Annotated in this window: 20 protein-coding genes and 1 pseudogene; 10 read left to right on the forward strand and 11 right to left on the reverse strand. The window is 61.3% G+C overall.

The genetic code is table 11. The features are described 5' to 3' along the window. The first annotated feature begins 567 nt into the window (after positions 1 to 567). A complete protein-coding gene (locus tag NN484_RS19835) occupies positions 568 to 1,332 on the forward strand; it encodes an SDR family oxidoreductase (RefSeq protein ID WP_041065617.1) in 765 nt (254 codons plus the stop codon). 208 nt (positions 1,333 to 1,540) lie between these two features. After that, a complete protein-coding gene (locus NN484_RS19840) occupies positions 1,541 to 2,446 on the forward strand; it encodes a cation diffusion facilitator family transporter (RefSeq protein WP_127649037.1) in 906 nt (301 codons plus the stop codon). A gap of 94 nt (positions 2,447 to 2,540) precedes the next feature. Here the strand turns inward: NN484_RS19840 and NN484_RS19845 are convergent, their stop codons facing one another. From NN484_RS19845 to NN484_RS19875, 7 genes are all read right to left on the reverse strand, one after another. Continuing rightward, a complete protein-coding gene (locus NN484_RS19845) occupies positions 2,541 to 3,674 on the reverse strand; it encodes an AGE family epimerase/isomerase (RefSeq protein WP_274657700.1) in 1,134 nt (377 codons plus the stop codon). Between the two features lie 258 nt (positions 3,675 to 3,932). Beyond that, positions 3,933 to 4,505, reverse strand: coding sequence for a HupE/UreJ family protein (locus NN484_RS19850; RefSeq protein WP_274657701.1), 573 nt, complete (start codon positions 4,503 to 4,505; stop codon positions 3,933 to 3,935). Between the two features lie 27 nt (positions 4,506 to 4,532). Further along, positions 4,533 to 5,147, reverse strand: a complete 615-nt coding sequence (gene ureG / locus NN484_RS19855) for an urease accessory protein UreG (RefSeq protein WP_127649040.1) — start codon at positions 5,145 to 5,147, stop codon at positions 4,533 to 4,535. A 23-nt stretch (positions 5,148 to 5,170) separates the two neighbouring features. Further along, entirely contained in the window at positions 5,171 to 5,845 is a 675-nt protein-coding gene (locus NN484_RS19860; RefSeq protein WP_274657702.1) for an urease accessory protein UreF, read from the reverse strand. Then, a complete protein-coding gene (gene ureE / locus NN484_RS19865; RefSeq protein ID WP_003221180.1) occupies positions 5,842 to 6,342 on the reverse strand; it encodes an urease accessory protein UreE in 501 nt (166 codons plus the stop codon). The genes NN484_RS19860 and ureE overlap by 4 nt, the downstream gene beginning before the upstream one ends. Before the next feature lie 244 nt (positions 6,343 to 6,586). Further along, entirely contained in the window at positions 6,587 to 7,219 is a 633-nt protein-coding gene (locus NN484_RS19870; RefSeq protein ID WP_127649042.1) for a TetR family transcriptional regulator, read from the reverse strand. 175 nt (positions 7,220 to 7,394) lie between these two features. After that, positions 7,395 to 7,859: a hypothetical protein gene (locus NN484_RS19875; RefSeq protein WP_127649043.1), complete on the reverse strand. Its 465-nt coding sequence runs from the start codon at positions 7,857 to 7,859 to the stop codon at positions 7,395 to 7,397. Between the two features lie 385 nt (positions 7,860 to 8,244). Here NN484_RS19875 and NN484_RS19880 point away from each other — a divergent pair, with 385 nt between their 5' ends. Next, positions 8,245 to 10,320, forward strand: coding sequence for an AsmA family protein (locus tag NN484_RS19880; protein ID WP_127649044.1), 2,076 nt, complete (start codon positions 8,245 to 8,247; stop codon positions 10,318 to 10,320). Positions 10,321 to 10,434: 114 nt separating this feature from the next. Here NN484_RS19880 and NN484_RS19885 read toward each other — a convergent pair whose 3' ends face one another. Together NN484_RS19885 and NN484_RS19890 are read right to left on the reverse strand one after the other, a co-directional pair. After that, positions 10,435 to 10,968 carry a ferritin-like domain-containing protein gene (locus tag NN484_RS19885; protein WP_025111814.1) on the reverse strand — a complete coding sequence of 178 codons (534 nt, stop codon included), beginning with the start codon at positions 10,966 to 10,968 and terminating at the stop codon, positions 10,435 to 10,437. 100 nt (positions 10,969 to 11,068) lie between these two features. Continuing rightward, positions 11,069 to 12,018: pseudogene (locus NN484_RS19890) on the reverse strand (LysR substrate-binding domain-containing protein). 108 nt (positions 12,019 to 12,126) lie between these two features. Between NN484_RS19890 and NN484_RS19895 the strand changes: the two are divergent. From NN484_RS19895 to NN484_RS19905, 3 genes are all read left to right on the forward strand, one after another. Beyond that, complete coding sequence (locus NN484_RS19895) at positions 12,127 to 12,765, forward strand: FMN-dependent NADH-azoreductase (RefSeq protein ID WP_215501337.1); 639 nt, start codon at positions 12,127 to 12,129, stop codon at positions 12,763 to 12,765. Beyond that, complete coding sequence (locus NN484_RS19900; protein ID WP_127649047.1) at positions 12,766 to 13,071, forward strand: DMT family transporter; 306 nt, start codon at positions 12,766 to 12,768, stop codon at positions 13,069 to 13,071. Between the two features lie 90 nt (positions 13,072 to 13,161). After that, positions 13,162 to 14,052 (forward strand): esterase/lipase family protein, encoded by an 891-nt coding sequence (locus tag NN484_RS19905; protein ID WP_215501338.1) that lies wholly within the window; start codon positions 13,162 to 13,164, stop codon positions 14,050 to 14,052. A gap of 108 nt (positions 14,053 to 14,160) precedes the next feature. On the opposite strand, the gene NN484_RS19910 is transcribed toward NN484_RS19905, so the two are convergent. Further along, complete coding sequence (locus NN484_RS19910; RefSeq protein ID WP_274657703.1) at positions 14,161 to 15,048, reverse strand: DMT family transporter; 888 nt, start codon at positions 15,046 to 15,048, stop codon at positions 14,161 to 14,163. A gap of 96 nt (positions 15,049 to 15,144) precedes the next feature. Here NN484_RS19910 and NN484_RS19915 point away from each other — a divergent pair, with 96 nt between their 5' ends. The 3 genes from NN484_RS19915 to NN484_RS19925 all read left to right on the forward strand — a co-directional run bounded on the left by NN484_RS19915 (position 15,145) and on the right by NN484_RS19925 (position 17,492). Further along, complete coding sequence (locus NN484_RS19915) at positions 15,145 to 15,939, forward strand: AraC family transcriptional regulator (RefSeq protein ID WP_274657704.1); 795 nt, start codon at positions 15,145 to 15,147, stop codon at positions 15,937 to 15,939. A 63-nt stretch (positions 15,940 to 16,002) separates the two neighbouring features. Beyond that, a complete protein-coding gene (locus NN484_RS19920) occupies positions 16,003 to 16,308 on the forward strand; it encodes a PsiF family protein (protein WP_025111807.1) in 306 nt (101 codons plus the stop codon). Between the two features lie 170 nt (positions 16,309 to 16,478). Beyond that, the gene (locus tag NN484_RS19925) at positions 16,479 to 17,492 is read left to right on the forward strand and encodes an AI-2E family transporter (protein WP_115985434.1); all 1,014 of its coding nucleotides are present in this window, start codon (positions 16,479 to 16,481) and stop codon (positions 17,490 to 17,492) included. Between the two features lie 99 nt (positions 17,493 to 17,591). Here the strand turns inward: NN484_RS19925 and NN484_RS19930 are convergent, their stop codons facing one another. Then, complete coding sequence (locus NN484_RS19930; RefSeq protein ID WP_215501342.1) at positions 17,592 to 18,860, reverse strand: Hsp70 family protein; 1,269 nt, start codon at positions 18,858 to 18,860, stop codon at positions 17,592 to 17,594. A 291-nt stretch (positions 18,861 to 19,151) separates the two neighbouring features. On the opposite strand from NN484_RS19930, the gene NN484_RS19935 reads away from it, so the two are divergent. Continuing rightward, positions 19,152 to 20,102: a DnaJ C-terminal domain-containing protein gene (locus NN484_RS19935; protein WP_127649052.1), complete on the forward strand. Its 951-nt coding sequence runs from the start codon at positions 19,152 to 19,154 to the stop codon at positions 20,100 to 20,102. Positions 20,103 to 20,112 lie beyond the last annotated feature (10 nt).

Genomic DNA, 20,112 nt, shown 5'->3' on the forward strand with positions numbered 1-20,112 from the left:
GTGGAGCTGGCTGTGAATAACGTGGGAGTAGCTGGCTGCAGCCCTTATGGAACGTGGTCTACAGGGCGATGGGTGTTTTTTGATCAGGCGTTTTTGCTGGAGCCGAAGCCGTCGTTGTCAACCTTTTTATGCGCGTCGCAACACAGGCGATTCCATGTGAACAATCCTGTGGATAAGTCTGTGACTAAACTCTGGAAAGACCGCGCTGAGGGCCGTAGTTACTGGCCTCGCGCAATCACTGTGCTGACCGGTCGGTCGTGCAAAATGCCATGTTCGGCACAACTGCCGCTTCAGGGTCAAGCAAAAAACTTTCTATTTCACTCGCAAAGCCTTGTGTGGCGCGGCTTTGCGCGATTCCACTTGCCCCCGGAAACTGTGGAAGGGACTGTGGATAACGTGCGTGCACATGGCTACAGGCCACGCCGCATATGGCGTAGCGACGATTGATCAATTTTTGATCTGAAACACGTTTTGGGTTGATGTTGCTCGTCTGTGTCGGGCCGGGCATGCTGGCTGCTGATTTTCTATTCCCATGGCTGCGCTGGCGGCCGACGCAAGGAGAACACGATGTCCAACACCCTGTTTATCACCGGCGCGACGTCCGGTTTTGGTGAAGCCTGTGCCCGTCGTTTCGCCGAGGCTGGCTGGAAACTGGTGTTGACCGGTCGTCGTGCAGAACGTCTGAATGCGCTGTGCGCCGAACTGTCGAAGCAGACCGAAGTGCACGGCCTGGTGCTTGATGTTCGTGATCGCAAGGCGATGGAAGAGGCGATCGCCAATCTGCCGCCGTCCTTCGCCAAGCTGCGCGGCCTGATCAACAACGCCGGGCTGGCGCTGGGCGTCGATCCGGCACCGAAATGCGACCTCGACGACTGGGACACCATGGTCGACACCAACGTCAAAGGCCTGATGTACAGCACCCGCCTGCTGCTGCCGCGTCTGATCGCCCATGGTCGCGGTGCCGGTATCGTCAACCTCGGCTCGATTGCCGGTAACTACCCGTACCCGGGCAGCCATGTGTATGGCGCGACCAAGGCGTTCGTCAAGCAGTTCTCGCTGAACCTGCGTTGCGACCTGCAGGGTACTGGCGTGCGCGTCAGCAACATCGAACCAGGCCTGTGCGAAAGCGAGTTCTCGCTGGTGCGCTTTGCCGGCGATCAGGAGCGTTACAACGCCACTTACGCCGGGGCCGAGCCGATCCAGCCGCAGGACATCGCCGAGACCATCTTCTGGGTCCTCAATGCCCCGGCGCACATCAACATCAACAGCCTGGAGCTGATGCCGGTGAGCCAGACCTGGGCCGGGTTCGCCATTGAGCGTAACAAGGCGTAAGACCGCATGACCTGTGGCGAGGGGGCTTGCCCCCGTCGGGGTGCGAAGCGCCCCCTGCTTTTCAGCTCAAAAGAAGCATGGGCCTGCTGCGCAGTCCAACGGGGGCAAGCCCCCTCGCCACAAAATGTTCCAACCCGGCAATAAGGTAAACTCCTCTCCGACAAACCCCGCCGCATCCCGCGGTTCAAAGGTTTTTAGAGGAGGCTACGTGAGTAACCGAGGTGAGCAGTCGCTGCTCAAACAATCGACCATCCTGATGTTCGCGGTGTCGATCGCCGGGATCGTCACCGGTTTTATTTCTGGGTCCCAATCCATCCTTTTCGATGGTTTTTTCTCGCTGATCGCCACCTTCATCAAAGTGCTGATGCTGATCACCGCCCGGCTGATCGCCAAAGAGAGCAATCACCGCTTCCAGTTCGGCTTCTGGCATCTGGAGCCGATGGTGTTGCTGATCGAAGGCAGTTTCCTGCTGCTGATTGCCATCTACGCATTTCTCAACGGTGTGTTCGGCATCATCAACGGTGGCCGTGAGATCGAGCTGGGGCTGGTGATCATTTATGCGGCGGTGTTCACCGTCGTTGAATTCGCCTATTTCTTCTACGTGCGCCGACGCAATCGCAAGCTCAAGTCGAGCCTGATCCAGTTCGACAACATCAGCTGGCTGGTGGACGCGATGCTGTCGGTCGGCCTGTTGATCAGTTTTCTGGTGGCGCTGCTGCTCCAGGCCCAGGGTTTTGGCGAATGGGCGAAGTTTGTCGACCCGCTGATCCTGATCGTACTGGCGCTGACCATGTTGCCGCCGGCGTTCAAGATCCTTGGCCCGGCGTTGCGCGATGTGCTGGGGATTGCCCCGGACACGCTGGACGACCAGGTGCGGCAGGTGATGGAGGCGGCGAAGGTCGAGCATGGTTTCGACGATTACGTGACCTACGTGCAGAAGCACGGGCGGGCGCGGTTTATCGAGATTCATGTGGTGTTGCCGGCGGATTATGCGCTGAGCAGTGTGGGGCAGCTGGACGCGCTGCGTGAGGAGATTTCGGCGAAGCTGGGCGAGCCGGATGCGGCGCGCTGGTTGACCATCAGTTTTACCGGTGACAAAAAGTGGATTGCCTAAAGTTTGTGTAACGGCCATCGCGAGCAGGCTCACTCCTACAGTTGGAATGTATTTCCCTGTAGGAGTGAGCCTGCTCGCGATGGCGATTTATCTGTTAGCGCAGATATTCGGCTAAACCGCTGTAGCAAGTTGCCAAGTGATAAGGCGTGGTCGACGGCATGTCCTTGCGGCTGACTTCACCTTGCTCATCCCGGCACTCATGCCACCCGCCCGCATGCAGAAAACGCTGCTGCAGCGCCTGCAGCTGGCGCTGCACTGCGGCTTCGCTGTCCGGACGCAAGGTCAGCGCCCGCAGGTATTCCGCCTGAGCCCAGATGCGCTGAGTCGAATCCTTCGGCCGTCCATCCAGCTGCAGATCAAGCATCGCCCGCACCGCGCCGGACGACTCGACGACGCCAAACTGTTCGGTGAAGGCAAATGCCCGGTCCAGCGCTGCGTGCAGCTTCGAACCGCGCAGCAATGGCGACGACTCCAGCAGGAAATACCATTCGAACTGATGCCCCGGTTCGTACCAGTTATCCACAGCGCCCAGCGGTTTCTCCATCAGCACACCGTGCTGCGGATCGACGAAGTGCTTGCGCATGGCTGTGCATAACTCCACCAGCGCCTGCTGCGTTGGCGCGTCTTCGCGCACGGCGAGGGTGGCGAGGAACGCTTCGGCCAGGTGCATCAGCGGGTTTTGCAGCGGACCGGTTTGCAGGGTGATCCAGTCGCGATCCAGGCACGCTTCGTACAAGCCATCGCCGGTGGCGAAGCGGCGGGCGATGACCTCCAATGCGGCGTTGAGCGTGGATTCCACCAGCGGCTCGCGGGACTTGGCCCAGTAATGGGCGCAGGCGAACAGAATGAAGGCGTGGGTGTAGAGGTCTTTGCGCTGATCCAGCGGTTTGCCTTGGGCATCGATGCTGTAGAACCAGCCGCCATGCTCGGCATCGTGGAAGTGCCGTTGCAGCGAGCGGAACAGCGCGGCGGCGCGCACCTCGGCGTTATCCACAAGCCCGATCAGGCTGGAAAACAGGTACAGCTGCCGCGCGCAGGCCATCGCCCGATAGCGTTGTGGCGGCAGCGGCTGGTGGGCGGCGTCCAGTGCTTCGTAGGGCAACGCCATGTCGGCGTTCCAGCCCGGGCCTTGCCAGAGCGGCACGATCACGTTCAGAAAGTGCTGTTGCACGTCGCTGAACAGGGCGGTCAATTCGGGCAGGGAGGTGGAGCGGCAAGCATGGGGCATTGGCGGACGTCGTCACGGCTGGGGCGATTGCGCGACATGGTAGCAGAGAGACCGGCCAGAGAGAGGCTGTGTCCGTCAGTCCGCCTTCGCGAGCAATTGAATCGGATCCGCTGCATGACTCTGTAGGAGCTGCCGCACGCTGCGATCTTTTAACAGCCAAAGTCAAAAGATCGCAGCCTGCGGCAGCTCTTACAGGAGAATGCATTCCAATTGTGGGAGCGAGCGTGCTCGCGAAGAGGCCAGTTCAGGCGATAGAGATCAACCGGCCAGCAACCAGGCACCCGTCACCGCAGAAGCAGCACCCGCCACTCGCACCAGCGGCGCGGCAGCCTTAGGCAGAAACCGGACCAGCGCATACCCCGCAGCATGCAGAGCAGCAGTTGCAGCCACGAAACCGGCGGCGTACGCCCACGGGCTGCTCATGTCCGGCAACTCCAGGCCGTGTGCCACGCCATGGAACAACGCAAACAACGCTGTCGCCACCACCGCCATCACCAATGGCGGACGCACCGCCAGCGCCACCGCCAGACCCAGCGCCAGTACCGAAGCGGCAATCCCGCTTTCCAGTGCCGGCAGCTCCAGCCCCTCAAAGCCGAGCAGACCGCCGACCAGCAGGGTGCCGACAAACGTGCACGGCAGCGCCCAGCGCGCGGCGCCTTGCTGTTGCGCCGCCCACAGGCCGACCGCAACCATCGCCAGCAAGTGGTCGAGGCCGCCGATCGGGTGGCTGATCCCGGCGACCAGACCGCTGTCGCCGTGGCCTGGGTGAGCGAAGGCCAGTGCCGGGGTCAGCAGCAGCGCCACGGCGCCGGAAATGCGTTTGAGTGTCATGGATAAGCTTCCTTGTTGGTCAATGAATCAGGCGGCGTTCAGCAGGCCCTGGCGTTCGATGAAGGCGATGATCTCTTCCAGGCCCTGGCCGGTCTTCTGATTGCTGAAGACAAACGGCTTGCCGTTGCGCATGCGTTTCGTGTCGCTATCCATCATTTCCAGCGACGCACCGACCAGTGGCGCGAGGTCGATCTTGTTGATCACCAGCAGGTCGGACTTGCAGATCCCCGGCCCGCCCTTGCGTGGCAGCTTGTCGCCGGCCGAGACGTCGATCACGTAGAGGGTCAGGTCCGACAGTTCCGGGCTGAACGTCGCCGAAAGATTGTCGCCACCGGACTCCACCAGAATCAGGTCCAGCCCCGGAAAGCGCCGGTTCAGTTGATCGACCGCTTCGAGGTTGATCGAGGCGTCTTCGCGGATCGCCGTGTGCGGGCAGCCACCGGTTTCCACGCCGATGATGCGCTCCGGTGCCAGCGCTTCGTTACGCACCAGAAAATCGGCGTCTTCGCGGGTGTAGATGTCGTTGGTGACGACGGCCAGGTTGTAGCGTTCGCGCAGTGCCAGGCACAGGGCCAGGGTCAATGCGGTCTTGCCGGAACCGACCGGGCCGCCGATGCCGACGCGCAGGGGTTGTGTGTTCATGTGCTTCTCCAAGATGACAGGCCCTAGGAACGGAACAGACGGCTGTACTGACGCTCATGCGCCATGCACGCCAGGGACAGGCCGAACGCGGCACTGCCGATGTGTTCGGGATTGATGTGGGTGGCGTACTGCTGCGCCTGTTGCAGCAGCGGCAGCAATTCGCTGGTCAGGCGCTGGGCGGCTTGCTGGCCCAGCGGCAGGGTTTTCATCAAGACCGCGAGCTGGTTTTCCAGCCAGCTCCACAGCCATGCGGCGAGGGCGTCCTGCGGGCTGATGCCCCAGGCGCGGGCGGCCAGTGCCCAGCCGAGGGCCAGATGCGGTTCGGCGCATTGCTCGAGAAAGCTGCGGGCCGGCGTGTCGAGTTCCGGCAGACCATTGAGCAACTGCTGCAGCGAGTAACCCATCTGCCGGCTCTCCAGATGCAGCTCGCGGGTCTCGCGGCTGGCGCGGTGGGTTTCGCAGATAAGCCGCAGCGCCTCCCAGTTTTCGTCGGCGGCCGCCTGACAATGGGCGAGTAACAGCGGTGCTTCGAAACGCGCGAGGTTGAGCAGCAACTGATCGCTGATCCAGCGGCGGGCGCTGTCCGGGTTGTTCACGCGGCCGTTATCCACCGCCATTTCCAGGCCTTGCGAATAGCTGTAGCCGCCAATCGGCAATTGCGGACTGGCCAGGCGCAGCAGCGCCCAGGCCGGATTCACAGGCGTACGCCGAACTGATGGAGTTTGGGCGCGTAGTTGAAGTCTTCGTCGCCATGCCGCGAATGGTGATGGCCGCCGCCGTAGGCACCGTGTTCCGGCTGGAACGGCGCTTCAATCGCTTCGACCTGCGCGCCAAGCTGTTCAAGCATGGCCTTGAGCACATAGTCGTCGAGCAGGCGCAGCCAGCCATCGCCGACTTGCAGGGCAACGTGGCGGTTGCCCAAGTGATAGGCGGCGCGGGTCAGTTCGAAGGCATTGGCGCAGGTGACGTGCAGCAGTTGCTCGGGACGGGCGCAGACGCGGACGATCCGGCCGTCTTCGGCCTGCAGGCATTCGCCGTCATACAGCGGCGCCTGGCCGCGCTCCAGAAACAACCCGACGTCTTCGCCATCGGCACTGAAACAGCGCAGACGGCTCTTGCTGCGCGCTTCGAAGGTCAGGTGCAACTCGGCGGACCAGACAGGTTGAGGGTCGATTCTGCGGTGAATCACCAGCATCGGAAAGCTTCCAGCAGTGGACTGTAGAGAGGGCTAGAGCAAGGGGCTTGCCAACCGCACGAGATGTAGGAAATCCCTGTCGGAGCGTAGAGGGTGTTTCAAGATGTTGCAGGATTTTGGATGGTTTTGGTGCGTGAAGATTTTTACATGCACCAATTTGTGGCTCATAAAAAAGATCGCAGCCTTCGGCAGCTCCTACAGGTGATTGGTGTAGGAGCTGCCGAAGGCTGCGATCTTTTGATTTTTACTCGGTACTGCCCAGCCCCTGCCAGTGCTTGAGACCGATAAAGATGAAGCGCAGCTGTTGGGTGATCTTCGCTTGCGGCGTCAGATGTTCCGGCAGGGCTTCGGCGGGCGGGTCGATGATGTCCGGCAGGGTGGCGAACACCGATTTGACGATCAGGTCGGCCATCACGCTCAGGCCGGCAGCGTCCAGATGTTGCAGCTTGGGCATCAGCGTCAGGTCGGCTGCGAGGTCGGCGCTGATGTTTTCCCGCAGGCGGCCAATTGCCTGGCGCACCGGCAGCGAGCCGCCGTACTGCTCGCGAGCCAGAAACAGGAATTGCGAACGGTTGGCGCTGACCACGTCGAGGAAGATCCGCACCGAGGCATCGATGATGCCGCCCATGACGAATTCGTTGTGGCGTACCAGGCGGATGGTTTCGCGGAAGGTCTGGCCGACTTCACTGACCAGCACCAGACCCAGTTCGTCCATGTCGGCAAAATGCCGGTAGAAACCGGTCGGCACGATGCCGGCAGTCTTGCTCACTTCGCGCAGGCTCAGGCTGCCGAATCCTCGGCCGCTTTCCATCAAGTGGCGGGCAGCGTCCATCAGGGCGTTGCGGGTCTGTTGTTTCTGTTCGGCGCGGGGCAGCATCGCAAGGGCGTTTTCTTAGGCGGGACAAGCGCCGCACTCTAGCAAATCGGCTTTGCTGGCGTCGAACGGCAGGGGAAAGTCAGCGGAGGGAGAATCCAGTCTTGCAGTGGGTCGGGGCTGAAAAAGTCAAAAGCCCAATCGGGTGATTGGGCTTTTTTTCCAGGCCGCCACGGGCTTAGCTCAAAGCGCTGTTGCGTTCGATCACACGGTCACCACCGCCTTCGGCCAGGGTTTGACCTTGTGGGGTTTTATCGTAGCCATCGGAAGCCAGGGTTTGGCCTTGTGGGGTTTTGTCGTAGCCGTCAGAAGCCAGAGTCTGACCTTGTGGAGTCTTGTCATAGCCGTCTTGAACCAGGCCTTTCTCTTCCAGGCGATCACGACCACCTTCTGCTACCGCTTGACCTTGTGGCGTCTTGTCGTAGCCATCTTGTACCAGGCCTTTTTCTTCCAGACGGTTACGGCCGTTTTCAGCCAGGGTCTGGCCTTGTGGAGTGCGGTCGCTGCCGTCAGCAGCCACAGTCTGGCTGAATACCGAGTGGCTCGATTTCACTTGTGGGGTAGCCTGTTCGGCAGCGGGCAGGGCGAAAGCAGTGCTGGCTAGCATCGACAGGGTAAGGCTGAGCAGTAATTGGCGTTTCATGATGGGTTGCTCCTTGGGAGGGCGATAAAGTGGGTACGAAGCCAATGCTACTCTCGATAAGTCGATATAAAAGTTCATAAACGCAATGGTAATAATCAACAGAATTGATTGTTCTGCCGAGGCGCTCTAGCTCGGGCGTTTGCGGGCGGTGGTTTTGCACCGCGGTGGGTATTTTCGACTCACTCACGCCTCGCAAATGTGCGGGTGGCGGTAACGCTGTTCGACCAATCGGTCAGCATTCGGGCGATTTTTTGCCGTGGAATCTATATTCCGATTAAACCTGCGCACTGTTTGCCAGTCGTAGAATTCATGAGGGCCGCTTTGGCCCGCCGTTTCAGCTGTGCGTCGTGAAGTCGGCGTGCGGTCGTCATCAGGAGTCTTGTGCATGACGCGCACCGGAAAAATCTTCAGTTGGACCTTCGCCCTCCTCGTACTGCTGCTGGCGGTGCTGGTTCTGATCATCGTGTTCTTCGACTGGAACCGGATCAAACCGCCGCTCAATGCCAAAGTCTCGGAAGAACTGCATCGACCGTTCGCCATTAACGGCAACCTCGCGGTGATCTGGCAGCGCGAGCCGGACGAGGGTGGTTGGCGGGCCTGGGTGCCGTGGCCGCATGTGGTGGCTGAAGACCTGACGCTGGGCAATCCGGACTGGTCGAAGCAGCCGCAGATGGTCACCCTCAAGCGTGTGGAACTGCGCATCTCGCCGCTGGCGCTGCTGGCGCAACGGGTGACGATCCCGCGCATCGACCTGACTGAACCCAATGCGCAACTGCAACGCCTGGGCGATGGCCGCGCCAACTGGACCTTCAAGTTCGATCCGAAGGACCCGAACGCCGAACCGTCCAATTGGGTGGTGGACATCGGGGCGATTGGCTTCGACAAGGGCCACGTCACGCTGGACGACCAGACGCTCAAGACCAATCTGGACGTTCTGATCGATCCGCTGGGCAAGCCGATTCCGTTCAGCGAGATCGTCGGTGACAAAGCCGCGAAGACCGCCCAGGACAAAGGCGCTGCGCCGCAGGACTACGCATTCGCGCTGAAGGTCAAGGGCCAGTACCACGGTCAGAATCTTACCGGCCAGGGCAAGATCGGCGGGCTGCTGGCGTTGCAGGACGCGAACAAACCGTTCCCGCTGCAGGCCCAGGCGAAGATCGGTGCCACCAGCATCGAACTGGCCGGCACCTTGACCGACCCGCTCAACCTCGGCGCCCTCGATCTGCGTCTGAAACTGGCCGGCGCCAGCCTCGGCAACCTCTATCCGCTGACCGGCGTGACCCTGCCGGATACGCCGCCGTACGCCACCGACGGTCACTTGATTGCCAAGCTGCATGACGCTGGCGGTGCGAAATTCACCTATGAACAGTTCAACGGCAAGATCGGCAGCAGTGACATTCACGGTGATCTGACCTACGTCGCCAGCCAGCCACGGCCAAAACTCAGTGGCGCGCTGCTGTCCAATCAACTGCTGTTCGCCGACCTCGCGCCGCTGATCGGCGCCGACTCCAATGACAAGCAAAAGGCCCGCGGTGGCGAGAGCAAACAGCCGACGGACAAGGTGCTGCCGGTCGAAGAGTTCAAGACTGACCGCTGGCGCGCGATGGATGCCGACGTCGAGTTCACCGGCAAACGCATCGTGCACAGCGAAAAACTGCCGTTCACCGACCTCTATACCCACCTGAAACTCAACGACGGCGAACTCAGCCTCGAGCCACTGCGCTTCGGCGTGGCCGGCGGCAATCTCGATGCACAGATCCGCCTCGACGGCCGCACCGAACCGCTGGAAGGCCGGGCCAAACTGACCGCCCGAGGCTTCAAGCTCAAGCAGTTGTTCCCGACGTTCGAGCCGATGAAAACCAGCTTCGGTGAACTCAATGGCGATGCCGACATCAGCGGTCGTGGCAACTCGGTGGCCAAACTGCTCGGCGGGGCCAATGGCAATCTGAAGATGCTGATCAACGACGGTGCGATCAGCCGTGAGCTGATGGAACTGGCGGGGCTCAACGTCGGCAACTACGTGGTCGGCAAGATCTTTGGCGACAAGGAAGTGAAGATCAATTGCGCGGCGGCGGATTTCGACATCAAGACCGGTCTGGCGACCACGCGCCTGTTTGTCTTCGATACCGAGAACGCGATCATCTATATCGACGGCACGGCGAACATGGCCACCGAGCAACTGGATCTGACCGTGACCCCGGAGTCCAAGGGCTGGCGTCTGATCTCGCTGCGTTCGCCGTTGTACGTGCGCGGCAAATTCATCAAGCCGGACGCGGGCGTGAAGGCCGTGCCGCTGCTGCTGCGCGGGGCGGGAATGGTCGCGTTGGGCGTGATTGCTGCGCCGGCGGCAGGGCTGCTGGCGCTGGTGGCACCGAGTGGCGGTGAGCCGAATCAGTGTGCGCCGTTGTTGCAACAGATGAAGGCGGGCAAGGCGCCAGTGACCGTCAAACCAACCAAGTAAAGGCAAGAGCAAAAGATCGCAGCCTGCGGCAGCTCCTACAGAGGAATGCATTTTCCTGTAGGAGCTGCCGCAGGCTGCGATCTTTTTGCTTATGCGAAGACGGTCTTCGGTGGTTTACAGGTCTTTCAGAATGTCGGCCATATCATCGGCATGCTCTTCTTCCTGCGCCAGGATGTCTTCGAAGATGCGCCGGGTGGTCGGGTCTTTTTCGCCGATGTACTGAATGATCTCGCGGTAGCTGTCGATGGCGATCCGCTCTGCGACCAGGTCTTCGTAGACCATTTCCTTCAAGGTGTTCCCGGCCACGTATTGGGCGTGGGACATTTTCGACAGCAGGTCCGGGTTGAACTCCGGCTCGCCGCCCAGTTGCACGATGCGCTCGGCCAGACGGTCGGCGTGTTGCGCTTCCTGGGTCGCGTGTTCGAGGAATTCGTCGGCGGCGACATTGGCCTTCAGGCCGTTGGCCATGAAGTAGTGACGCTTGTAGCGCAGGACGCAGACCAGCTCGGTGGCCAACGATTCATTGAGCAAGCGCAGCACTTCCTCACGGTTGGCGCTGTAGCTCTCGGTTACCGCGCCGTTCTCGACGTGTTGCCGTGCGCGTGCGCGCAGGGTTTGTACATCAGACAAATGCAGGTCATCGCTCATTTCGATCTCCAGGAGGCTAATCCAATGGGCGCCACGCTCTACAGGCGTGATCGCGTACCCAAGTTGTGAGTCGTGCGCGATGCAAAAAGTTTTATCGGTTTTACGCGGGACCCGCTGTAGGCGCTGCCGAGGGCTGCGACCTTGGCGTGAGCCCGGACAACACGGCTTCCTCCTGCAACCAGGCAAAAAACGCCCGCACCGGCGGATGCCGCTCGCGCCCCGGCACACACAGCGCGCTGTAACCCGCGCCATCGACCTGCACCTGACCTTTGTAAGGCACCAGCAAGCCGCTGGCGACGCTTGCCGACACCAGAATATTGCTCGCCAGCACCAGGCCTTGGCCGGCAATCGCTGCCTGCAGGGCGTAATGCTCCTCGTCGTATTCGCGGATCGCCGGGTGCTGGTTCAGCCAGTGCTCGCCGGACCGGGCGCACCACGCTGCCCAGCCAGGGCGTAGAGCTTTGAGTTATGCCAGCGCACGCTGATCAGCGCCGGTGTGCGCCGGGCGGCCAGCGCCACCTGCTCCGGCGAGCCGTACACGCCGAACGATTCATCGAACAGGCACAAACCATAGAGATTGGGGTAGTCGTCGAGGCTGTAGCGCAACACCAGATCGACGCTGGCGTCCTGATGCAGGTCGATGACTTCGCAATGGGTGTCGAGCCGCACATTGATGTTCGGGTGTTGCGCATAAAACCGCCCGAGGCGCGGCACCAGCCACAGCGCGGCGAACGCGGCGGTGGTCGACAGCGTCAGGCTGCTGCCACTGCGTTGCGGACGCAGGGTGTCGACGCTTTGCGCCACCTCCAGCAGCGCGCCGTGCAGACTGCGAAACAGCCGCTCGCCACCCTCGGTCAGGCGCACCTGACGCGGCAAGCGCTCGAACAGGGCGACACCGAGCCAGTCTTCCAGCGCGCGAATCTGATGAGAGATCGCCGTGGGTGTGACCGACAGCTCTTCGGCGGCGGCCTTGAAACTCAGCAGGCGCGAGGCGGATTCGAAGGCGCGCAGGGCGGTCAGCGGCAGCGAGGCGAACATTGAGAACTCCATGGATGAAATAGATTCATCCCGACTGATTTTTGCTCATTTGAGGTGATGGCGCTCTGGCGGCAATGTGGCGCCACACACCCACTCAAGTCTAGTCTCAAGGAGTTTCAGATGAGCAAGATTCTTGCGATTCACGCCAGCCCACGCGGTGACCGTTCGCACTCACGACGTCTGGCGGAAAGTTTTCTCAGCGCCTGGCAAGTGCGTCACCCGCAGTCTCAAGTCACCCGCCGTGAAGTCGGACGGGCGCTGATTCCAGCGGTCAACGAGGCGTTCGTGGCGGCGGCGTTTTATCCGGAGCCCGAGGCCCGGCCGTTGTCGATGCAGGCCGATCTGGCGCTCAGCGATCAACTGGTCGGCGAGTTGTTCGATCACGACCTGCTGCTGATTTCCACGCCGATGTACAACTTCAGTGTGCCCAGCGGCCTCAAGGCCTGGGTCGATCAGATCGTGCGTCTGGGCCTGACGTTCGACCACACCCTGGACAACGGCGTGGCCCAGTACACGCCGCTGCTGCAAGGCAAGAAAGCACTGATCGTCACCAGCCGTGGCGGTTTCGGCTTCGGCCCCGGCGGTGAGCTGGAAGCACTGAACCACGCCGATCCGTGGCTGCGCACCGCGCTGGGGTTTGTCGGCATCAACGACGTCACCGTGGTCGCGGCCGAAGGTGAAGAATCGGCTGAACGCACATTCGCGGTGTCGGTGGCCGAGGCCGAGCAGCGTTTGCTCGACCTTGCCCGGGCGTTCTAGATGGCCTGGCTGTTCCTGTTGATCGCCGCCGGGTTCGAAGTGACGTTCGCCATGGGCATGAAATACGCCGAAGGTTTCACCCGCGTGTGGCCGTCGTTGATCACGGTGGTGGCGGCGATTGGCGGGATCTACTTCCTGACCCTGGCGATGCGCGAGTTGCCGGTAAGCATCGCCTATCCGATCTGGACCGCAATCGGCTCGCTGGGCACGGTATTTCTCGGCTTTGCCCTGCTCGGCGAGAGCCTGACCCTGATCAAACTGCTGTCGGTGGGACTGATTGTGGTGGGGGTGGTGGGCCTGAAGTAGGCTGGTCGTGGAGTTGTCATCATCGAGGAGGATGCTTGGCGGGCGTTTTGCACGTCTGGCATCCACTCGCGACCACAAGGATGTTTGCCCATGTCACAAGGTACGGCGACACGTTATCCACTGGTGCTGGTGCCGGGCATGCTCGGGTTTATCCGGCTGCTGCTGTACCCGTACTGGTACGGGATCATCAAGGCGTTGCGCCGCGGTGGTGCAACGGTGATCGCGGTGCAGGTCTCGCCGCTCAATTCCACCGAGGTGCGCGGCGAGCAGTTGCTGGCGCGCATCGACGAAATATTGCGTGAAACCGGCGCCGCCAGGGTCAATCTGTTTGGCCACAGCCAGGGTTCGTTGACCGCCCGTTATGCCGCCGCCAAAAGGCCGGATCTGGTCGCGTCGGTGACCTCGGTGGCCGGCCCCAATCACGGTTCGGAACTGGCCGACTATCTGCAAAAACACTACCCGGCGAACAGCGCGAAGGGCCGCCTGCTCAAGGCGCTGCTGCGTTTTGTCGGCTGGCTGATGGCGCTGCTGGAAACCGGTTACCACGGGCCGAAACTGCCGGTGGATATCCACGCCTCGCATCAATCGCTGACCAGTGAAGGCGTGGCGCTGTTCAATCAGCGATATCCACAAGGTCTGCCCGAAACCTGGGGCGGACACGGACCGAAAGAGGTCAACGGCGTGCGGTATTACTCGTGGTCGGGCACGTTGCAACCGGGCAAGACCGATCGTGGCGGCAATCTGTTTGACGGCACCAATCGCAGCTGCCGGTTGTTCGCGAAAACCTTCGTGCGCGAGCCGGGGCAGTGCGACGGAATGGTCGGGCGGTACAGCTCGCACCTGGGCACGGTGATTGGCGACGACTATCCGCTGGATCACTTCGACATCGTCAACCAGTCGCTGGGGCTGGTGGGCAAGGGCGCGGATCCGGTGCGGTTGTTTGTCGAGCATGCGGCGCGGCTCAAGGCTGCCGGCTTGTAAAAGCAAAGACAAGATCAAAAGATCGCAGCCTGCGGCAGCTCCTACATGGTTTCAGCGCTCATCCACGCGATCACCTGTAGGAGCTGCCGAAGGCTGCGATCCTTTCCATCAGGCAGCGCTGATTCTGCGGCCCAACACAGTGGTCCAGCGCTCGGAAAGAATCACCCCGCCCAACGTCAACACCCCGCCGACCAGGTGATACATCGCCAACTCTTCCTTCAACACCACCGCCGCAATCAAAGCGGTAATCAGCGGCAACAAGTTGAAGAACAGCGTCGTGCGGCTCGGCCCCAGACGCTGCACGGCCTGCATCCACGCCAGCGGCGCGAGCATCGATGCCAGCAGGCACGCATACAGCACCAGCGGAATGTTCTGCACGGTCAGGCCGGTTTTCGGCGAAGCGGCATACAGCGGAAACAGCACCACAATCGCCACCAGCACCTGCAGGTACAGCAACACCAGCGGCGGCAGGCGCAGCTGCCATTTTTTCAGCAAGGTGCTGTAGATCGCGTAGGCCAGGGTGGCGATCAGCATCATCGCGTCACCCAGGTTCACCCCGTGTTGCAGCAAGGCGCCGAGGCTGCCGGACGACACCACCACCAGCACGCCGGCGAACGACAACACCGCGCCGAACAGCGCACCGGCGGTCAGGCGCTGGCCGAGGCTGATGATTGCCATGGCCAGCGACATCAGTGGCATCAGCGACAGAATGATGCCCATGTTGGTCGCGGTGGTCAGGGTCGCGGCGAAGTAGGCCAGGCTTTGATAGACCGCCATGCCGAGCACGCCGAGGACGAAAATCTTGCCCAGATTCGGGCGGATCTGCGGCCAGTGCGCAATCACCGCTTTGAGCATGAACGGCGTGAACAGCAGGCCGGCCAGCAGCCAGCGGTAGAAACCGATCTCGGCGGGGAAGATCGCCCCGACCGCCAGTTTGTTGATCACGGTGTTGCCGGCCCAGATGAAAATCGCCAGCAGGGGAAACGCGTATTGCATGGGTTAAAACCAGAACGTTGATGAACGCTGATTATCCCCTGTCTGGATGCAGCCCTATACTGCGAATCGGACAACCTGCCTCTGCAACCGGACAGCATGAACAGTAAACACATCGATCTGCTGGATTTCAGCGAACTGCCGTCAGCGGTGTATTTCCGCTACGCCGACTTCAACGCCCATGAATACGCCGCGCCGCACCGGCATCCATGGGGCACGCTGGAGTACGCGGCCCGCGGCGTGCTGCACATGGACGTCGACGGCAGCCGCTTCATGTCGCCGCCGCAATACGCGGTGTGGGTGCCGCCGCAGGTCGAGCACAGTTTCTACAGCCACCAGCCGGTCAACTATCGCGCGGTGTGCCTCGATCCCAAGGTCTGCGCCGATCTGCCGGCGCGCGCCTGCACGCTGGCGATCAGCGACATCCTCAAGGCGATTCTCAAGGACTTCGCTGCCCGTGATGTGAAAATCCCCGAGCTCGACGCCGATCAGCGTCTTGCCCGGGTGCTGGTCGATCAACTGCAACAGGCGCCGGTGCATGAATGCTATCTGCCGTACGCGCGCCATCCCGGTTTGCTGGCAATCCTCGACGCGCTGCAGGCCGATCCGGGGAGCAACCAGCCGCTGGCGCACTGGGCGGCGCAGGTGCATGTCAGCGAGCGCACGCTGGCCCGGCAGTTCGTGCGCGAACTGGGGATGAGTTTCGGCGAATGGCGTCAGCGCTTACGCTATCTGGCAGCGATCGAGGCGCTGGAAAGTACCCGGAGTGTGCAGGAAATCGCCTTCGATCTGGGTTACAGCAGCGGCTCGGCGTTCATCGCCATGTTTGCCCGGCAGGCCGGATGTACACCGGAACAGTATCGGCGTAGCCACCTGGAAGGCAGGAAGGTGTAACAAGATTTGGCTACACTTCAGCACAGGCCGCACCCATCGGTGCGGCGACAAGGAGAAAACTCCATGAAGATGTTGCGTGTCCCTTTGTTGATGATCGGTCTGCTGCTGTGTTCCCAGGGTTTCGCCGCCACGGCGCAACAGAACAAAATGACGACCTGTAATGCCGACGCTACCGCCAAGAGCCTCAAAGGCGATGAGCGCAAGACTTTCATGAGCACCTGCCTCAAGGCAGCGCCGGCGGCCAACGACGCCAAGACCCTGACCCCGCAGCAGGAAAAAATGAAAACCTGCAACGCCGACGCGAAAACCAAAGCCCTGACCGGCGATGCGCGCAAGACGTTCATGAGTGATTGCCTGAAGAAAAAATAAGATCAAAAGATCGCAGCCTGCGGCAGCTCCTACAGGGGGATTTCGATACTGTAGGAGCTGCCGCAGGCTGCGATCTTTTCGGCGCGACGGGGATGCTGGGCATCTGCTCGCTTCGGCGCCGGATCGCTGGCAGACTGCCAATCCTTTTACGCCGTTCGTTTTGAGGCTGTATGCCAACGTTTTCTGAGCGTCATGTTGTGTTCTGGGTCAGTTGCATCATCATTTTCGGCGGTTTGTTGCTGGTGTTGCCGCTGCGTTTGTTGCCCAGTCTGCTGGCCGGTTTGCTGGTGTTCGAGTTGGTCAATATGCTCACCCCGCAACTGCAACGGCTGATCGAAGGCCGGCGTGCGCGCTGGCTGGCGGTGGCGCTGCTGGGCACGCTGGTGGTCAGTGCGCTGGCGCTGATCTTTGCCGGCGCCATCAGTTTCCTGCTGCACGAAGCGGAAAACCCGGGCGCCTCTCTCGACAAATTCATGGGCGTGGTCGATCGCGCGCGCGGGCAACTGCCGCCGTTTCTCGATGCCTACCTGCCTGCCAGCGCCGCCGAGTTCCGTGTTGCCATCGGTCAGTGGGCAAGCAAGCACCTGTCCGAACTGCAACTGGTGGGCAAGGACGCGGCGCACATGTTTGTCACCCTGCTGATCGGCATGGTCCTCGGCGCAATCATCGCCCTGCAGCGGATACCGGACGTGACCAAGCGCAAGCCGCTGGCCGCCGCACTGTTCGATCGCCTGCACCTGCTGGTCCAGGCCTTTCGTAACATCGTCTTCGCACAGATCAAGATTTCCCTGCTCAACACGATCTTCACCGGGATCTTCCTCGCGGTGATCCTGCCGATGTTCGGCATCAAGCTGCCGTTGACCAAGACCCTGATCGTCCTGACCTTCCTGCTCGGCCTGCTGCCGGTGATCGGCAACCTGATGTCGAACACGCTGATCACCATCGTCGGCCTGTCGCTGTCGATCTGGGTGGCCGTCGCGGCGCTGGGTTATCTGATTTTCATCCACAAGCTCGAATACTTCCTCAACGCGCGCATTGTCGGCGGGCAGATCAGTGCCAAGTCGTGGGAGTTGCTGCTGGCGATGCTGGTGTTCGAAGCCGCGTTCGGCCTGCCGGGGGTGGTGGCAGGGCCGATTTATTACGCGTATCTGAAGAGTGAGTTGAAGCTCGGAGGAATGGTTTAACAGCAGCTTCGAGTTGCAAGCTTCAAGCTACAAGTAAAAGCAGAAGCGAGAGCCGCAGTGGCTTTTGCTTTTGCTCTTACTTGCCGCTTGCAGCTGCCGTTAAACGCCATAGCGTTTACGGGCTTCAATCGCCAGGCCGCTGCCAATGCTGCCAAAGATGTTGCCTTCGACATGTCGCGCGTTCGGCAGCATTGCCGAGACGCTATTGCGCAGCGCCGGGATGCCGCTTGAGCCGCCGGTGAAGAACACGGTATCGACCTGACCCACCGACACGTTGGCATCGTTCAACAGCTGTGTGACGCTGCCGCGCACACGCTCAAGCAAAGCGTCGATGGACGATTCGAACAGGGCGCGGCTCAGTTCCACGCTCAGGCCTGGTTCGATCCGGTCCAGCGGCACGTGGCGGTTGTCGGTGTGGGTCAACTGGATCTTGGTTTCTTCCACTTCCATCGCCAGCCAGTGCCCGGCGCGCTGTTCGATCAGCTTGAACAGGCGGTCGATGCCGCCAGTGTCCTCGATGTCGTAGCGCATGCTGCCCAGCGCCAGGGTCGACTTCTGCGAGTACACCGAGTTGATGGTGTGCCAGGTCGCCAGGTTCATGTGGTGGCTGGTCGGCATATAGGCGCCGCTCTTCATGCGGCTGCCGTAGCCGAACAGCGGCATCAGGCCTTGCAGGCTCAGCTGTTTGTCGAAATCGGTACCGCCGATGTGCACGCCGCCGGTGGCGAGGATGTCGTCGTGGCGGTTGTCCATGCCGCGACGCTCAGGCGACAGGCGTACCAGCGAGAAGTCGGACGTACCACCGCCGATGTCGACGATCAGTACCAGCTCTTCCTTTTCAATGGTCGACTCGTAGTCGAACGCTGCAGCAATCGGTTCGTACTGGAACGACACGTCCTTGAAGCCGAGCTTGCGCGCCACTTCCACCAGGGTGTCTTCGGCTTCCTGGTCGGCCAGTGGATCGTCATCGACGAAGAACACCGGACGGCCCAGTACCACTTGCTCGAATTCCCGACCGGCGGCCGTTTCGGCGCGGCTCTTCAGTTGGCCGATGAACAGCCCCAGCAAGTCCTTGAACGGCATCGCGGTGCCGAGGACGCTGGTGTCGTGCTTGATCAGCTTGGAACCGAGCAGGCTCTTGAGCGAGCGCATCAGCCGGCCTTCGTAGCCCTCCAGGTACTCGTGCAGCGCCAGGCGACCGTAAACCGGGCGGCGCTCCTCGATGTTGAAGAAGACCACCGACGGCAGGGTGATCTTGTCGTCTTCCAGCGCGATCATCGTTTCCATGCCGGGGCGCAGCCAGCCGACGGTGGAGTTGGAGGTGCCGAAGTCGATACCGCAGGCACGGGCTGGAGAGGCGTTGTTCATGTCTTTCGGGTTCCGGTCAAAAAACGGCCGCGCAGTGTATGTCAGTGCGCGACAGATTCGAAGGCCGGTCATCTGCTATTTCACGACTAAGCTTCTTGAAAGTCGCAGCTTCGCCCCAAACTTGCTGGCATGGGCCGGCAGACATACCGGCGGTCGCAAGAACCGTCGCCCACTGCCGATAAACTTCTGTTGCGCCACCCGGTCACAAACTTGAGATCGGTCAACCCGGCACGCGCGAATGAGCGCATGCTGGGCTCGGCGCGAAATCGATAACGGATGGTGATTCCTTCGATGGACTTCAAAGACTATTACAAGATACTCGGCGTGGAGCCGACAGCGGACGACAAGGCGATCAAGGCGGCCTATCGCAAGCTGGCGCGCAAATACCACCCCGATGTCAGCAAGGAAAAAGACGCCGAGGCCAAGTTCAAGGACGCCTCGGAAGCCTATGAAGCGCTGAAAAGCGCCGACAAGCGCGCCGAATACGACGAACTGCGCCGCTACGGTCAGCACGGTCAGCCGTTCCAGGGCCCACCGGGCTGGCAGAGCCGTGGCGGTTTTGGCGGCGGCGGTGGCGACACCGGCGACTTCTCGGACTTCTTCAGTTCGATCTTCGGCAATCGCGGCCCCGGATTCGGTGGCGGCGAAGGTCGGCAACAACGCAGTGCAGGGCGCCGAGGGCAAGACGTGGAAATGGAACTGCCGATCTTCCTTGAGGAGACGCTGTCGGACGAGTCGAAAAAAGTCAGCTTCCAGGTGCCGCAATACAACGCCAACGGCCAGCACGTCAGCAACACCAGCAAGAGCCTGAACGTGAAGATCCCGGCGGGCGTGACCGACGGCGAACGCATCCGCCTCAAAGGGCAGGGCGCGCCGGGCATCGGCGGTGGGGCCAATGGCGATCTGTACCTGACCATTCGCTTTGCGCCGCACCCGAAATTCGATGTTGAAGGCGAAAACCTGATCATCACCCTGCCGCTGGCGCCGTGGGAACTGGCGCTGGGTGCCGAGGTGGCTGTGCCGACCCTGACCGGCAAGATCAACCTCAAGGTGCCCGCAGGCAGCCAGAACGGCCAGCGCATGCGTGCCAAGGGCCATGGTCTGAAAAACAAGGCTGGTGAGCGGGGTTATCTGTTTGTGCAGCTCAAGGCCGTGATGCCGAAAACCTCGGACGACGAGGTCAAGGCGCTGTGGCAGGAACTGGCGAAGAAAGCCGCCTTCAATCCGCGAGAGAACTTCTGAACCCGACGAC

The organism is Pseudomonas serboccidentalis (assembly GCF_028830055.1).
Classification (GTDB): Bacteria; Pseudomonadota; Gammaproteobacteria; order Pseudomonadales; family Pseudomonadaceae; genus Aquipseudomonas; species Aquipseudomonas serboccidentalis.

What these genes read in the sequence shown, in the direction of transcription:
- NN484_RS19835 (WP_041065617.1), top strand. Translation starts at nt 568, where the DNA reads ATGTCCAACACCCTGTTTATCACCGGCGCGACGTCCGGTTTTGGTGAA.
- NN484_RS19845 (WP_274657700.1), bottom strand. Translation starts at nt 3,674, where the DNA reads ATGCCCCATGCTTGCCGCTCCACCTCCCTGCCCGAATTGACCGCCCTG.
- NN484_RS19850 (WP_274657701.1), bottom strand. Translation starts at nt 4,505, where the DNA reads ATGACACTCAAACGCATTTCCGGCGCCGTGGCGCTGCTGCTGACCCCG.
- ureG (WP_127649040.1), bottom strand. Translation starts at nt 5,147, where the DNA reads ATGAACACACAACCCCTGCGCGTCGGCATCGGCGGCCCGGTCGGTTCC.
- ureE (WP_003221180.1), bottom strand. Translation starts at nt 6,342, where the DNA reads ATGCTGGTGATTCACCGCAGAATCGACCCTCAACCTGTCTGGTCCGCC.
- NN484_RS19870 (WP_127649042.1), bottom strand. Translation starts at nt 7,219, where the DNA reads ATGCTGCCCCGCGCCGAACAGAAACAACAGACCCGCAACGCCCTGATG.
- NN484_RS19875 (WP_127649043.1), bottom strand. Translation starts at nt 7,859, where the DNA reads ATGAAACGCCAATTACTGCTCAGCCTTACCCTGTCGATGCTAGCCAGC.
- NN484_RS19880 (WP_127649044.1), top strand. Translation starts at nt 8,245, where the DNA reads ATGACGCGCACCGGAAAAATCTTCAGTTGGACCTTCGCCCTCCTCGTA.
- NN484_RS19885 (WP_025111814.1), bottom strand. Translation starts at nt 10,968, where the DNA reads ATGAGCGATGACCTGCATTTGTCTGATGTACAAACCCTGCGCGCACGC.
- NN484_RS19895 (WP_215501337.1), top strand. Translation starts at nt 12,127, where the DNA reads ATGAGCAAGATTCTTGCGATTCACGCCAGCCCACGCGGTGACCGTTCG.
- NN484_RS19900 (WP_127649047.1), top strand. Translation starts at nt 12,766, where the DNA reads ATGGCCTGGCTGTTCCTGTTGATCGCCGCCGGGTTCGAAGTGACGTTC.
- NN484_RS19905 (WP_215501338.1), top strand. Translation starts at nt 13,162, where the DNA reads ATGTCACAAGGTACGGCGACACGTTATCCACTGGTGCTGGTGCCGGGC.
- NN484_RS19910 (WP_274657703.1), bottom strand. Translation starts at nt 15,048, where the DNA reads ATGCAATACGCGTTTCCCCTGCTGGCGATTTTCATCTGGGCCGGCAAC.
- NN484_RS19915 (WP_274657704.1), top strand. Translation starts at nt 15,145, where the DNA reads ATGAACAGTAAACACATCGATCTGCTGGATTTCAGCGAACTGCCGTCA.
- NN484_RS19920 (WP_025111807.1), top strand. Translation starts at nt 16,003, where the DNA reads ATGAAGATGTTGCGTGTCCCTTTGTTGATGATCGGTCTGCTGCTGTGT.
- NN484_RS19925 (WP_115985434.1), top strand. Translation starts at nt 16,479, where the DNA reads ATGCCAACGTTTTCTGAGCGTCATGTTGTGTTCTGGGTCAGTTGCATC.
- NN484_RS19930 (WP_215501342.1), bottom strand. Translation starts at nt 18,860, where the DNA reads ATGAACAACGCCTCTCCAGCCCGTGCCTGCGGTATCGACTTCGGCACC.
- NN484_RS19935 (WP_127649052.1), top strand. Translation starts at nt 19,152, where the DNA reads ATGGACTTCAAAGACTATTACAAGATACTCGGCGTGGAGCCGACAGCG.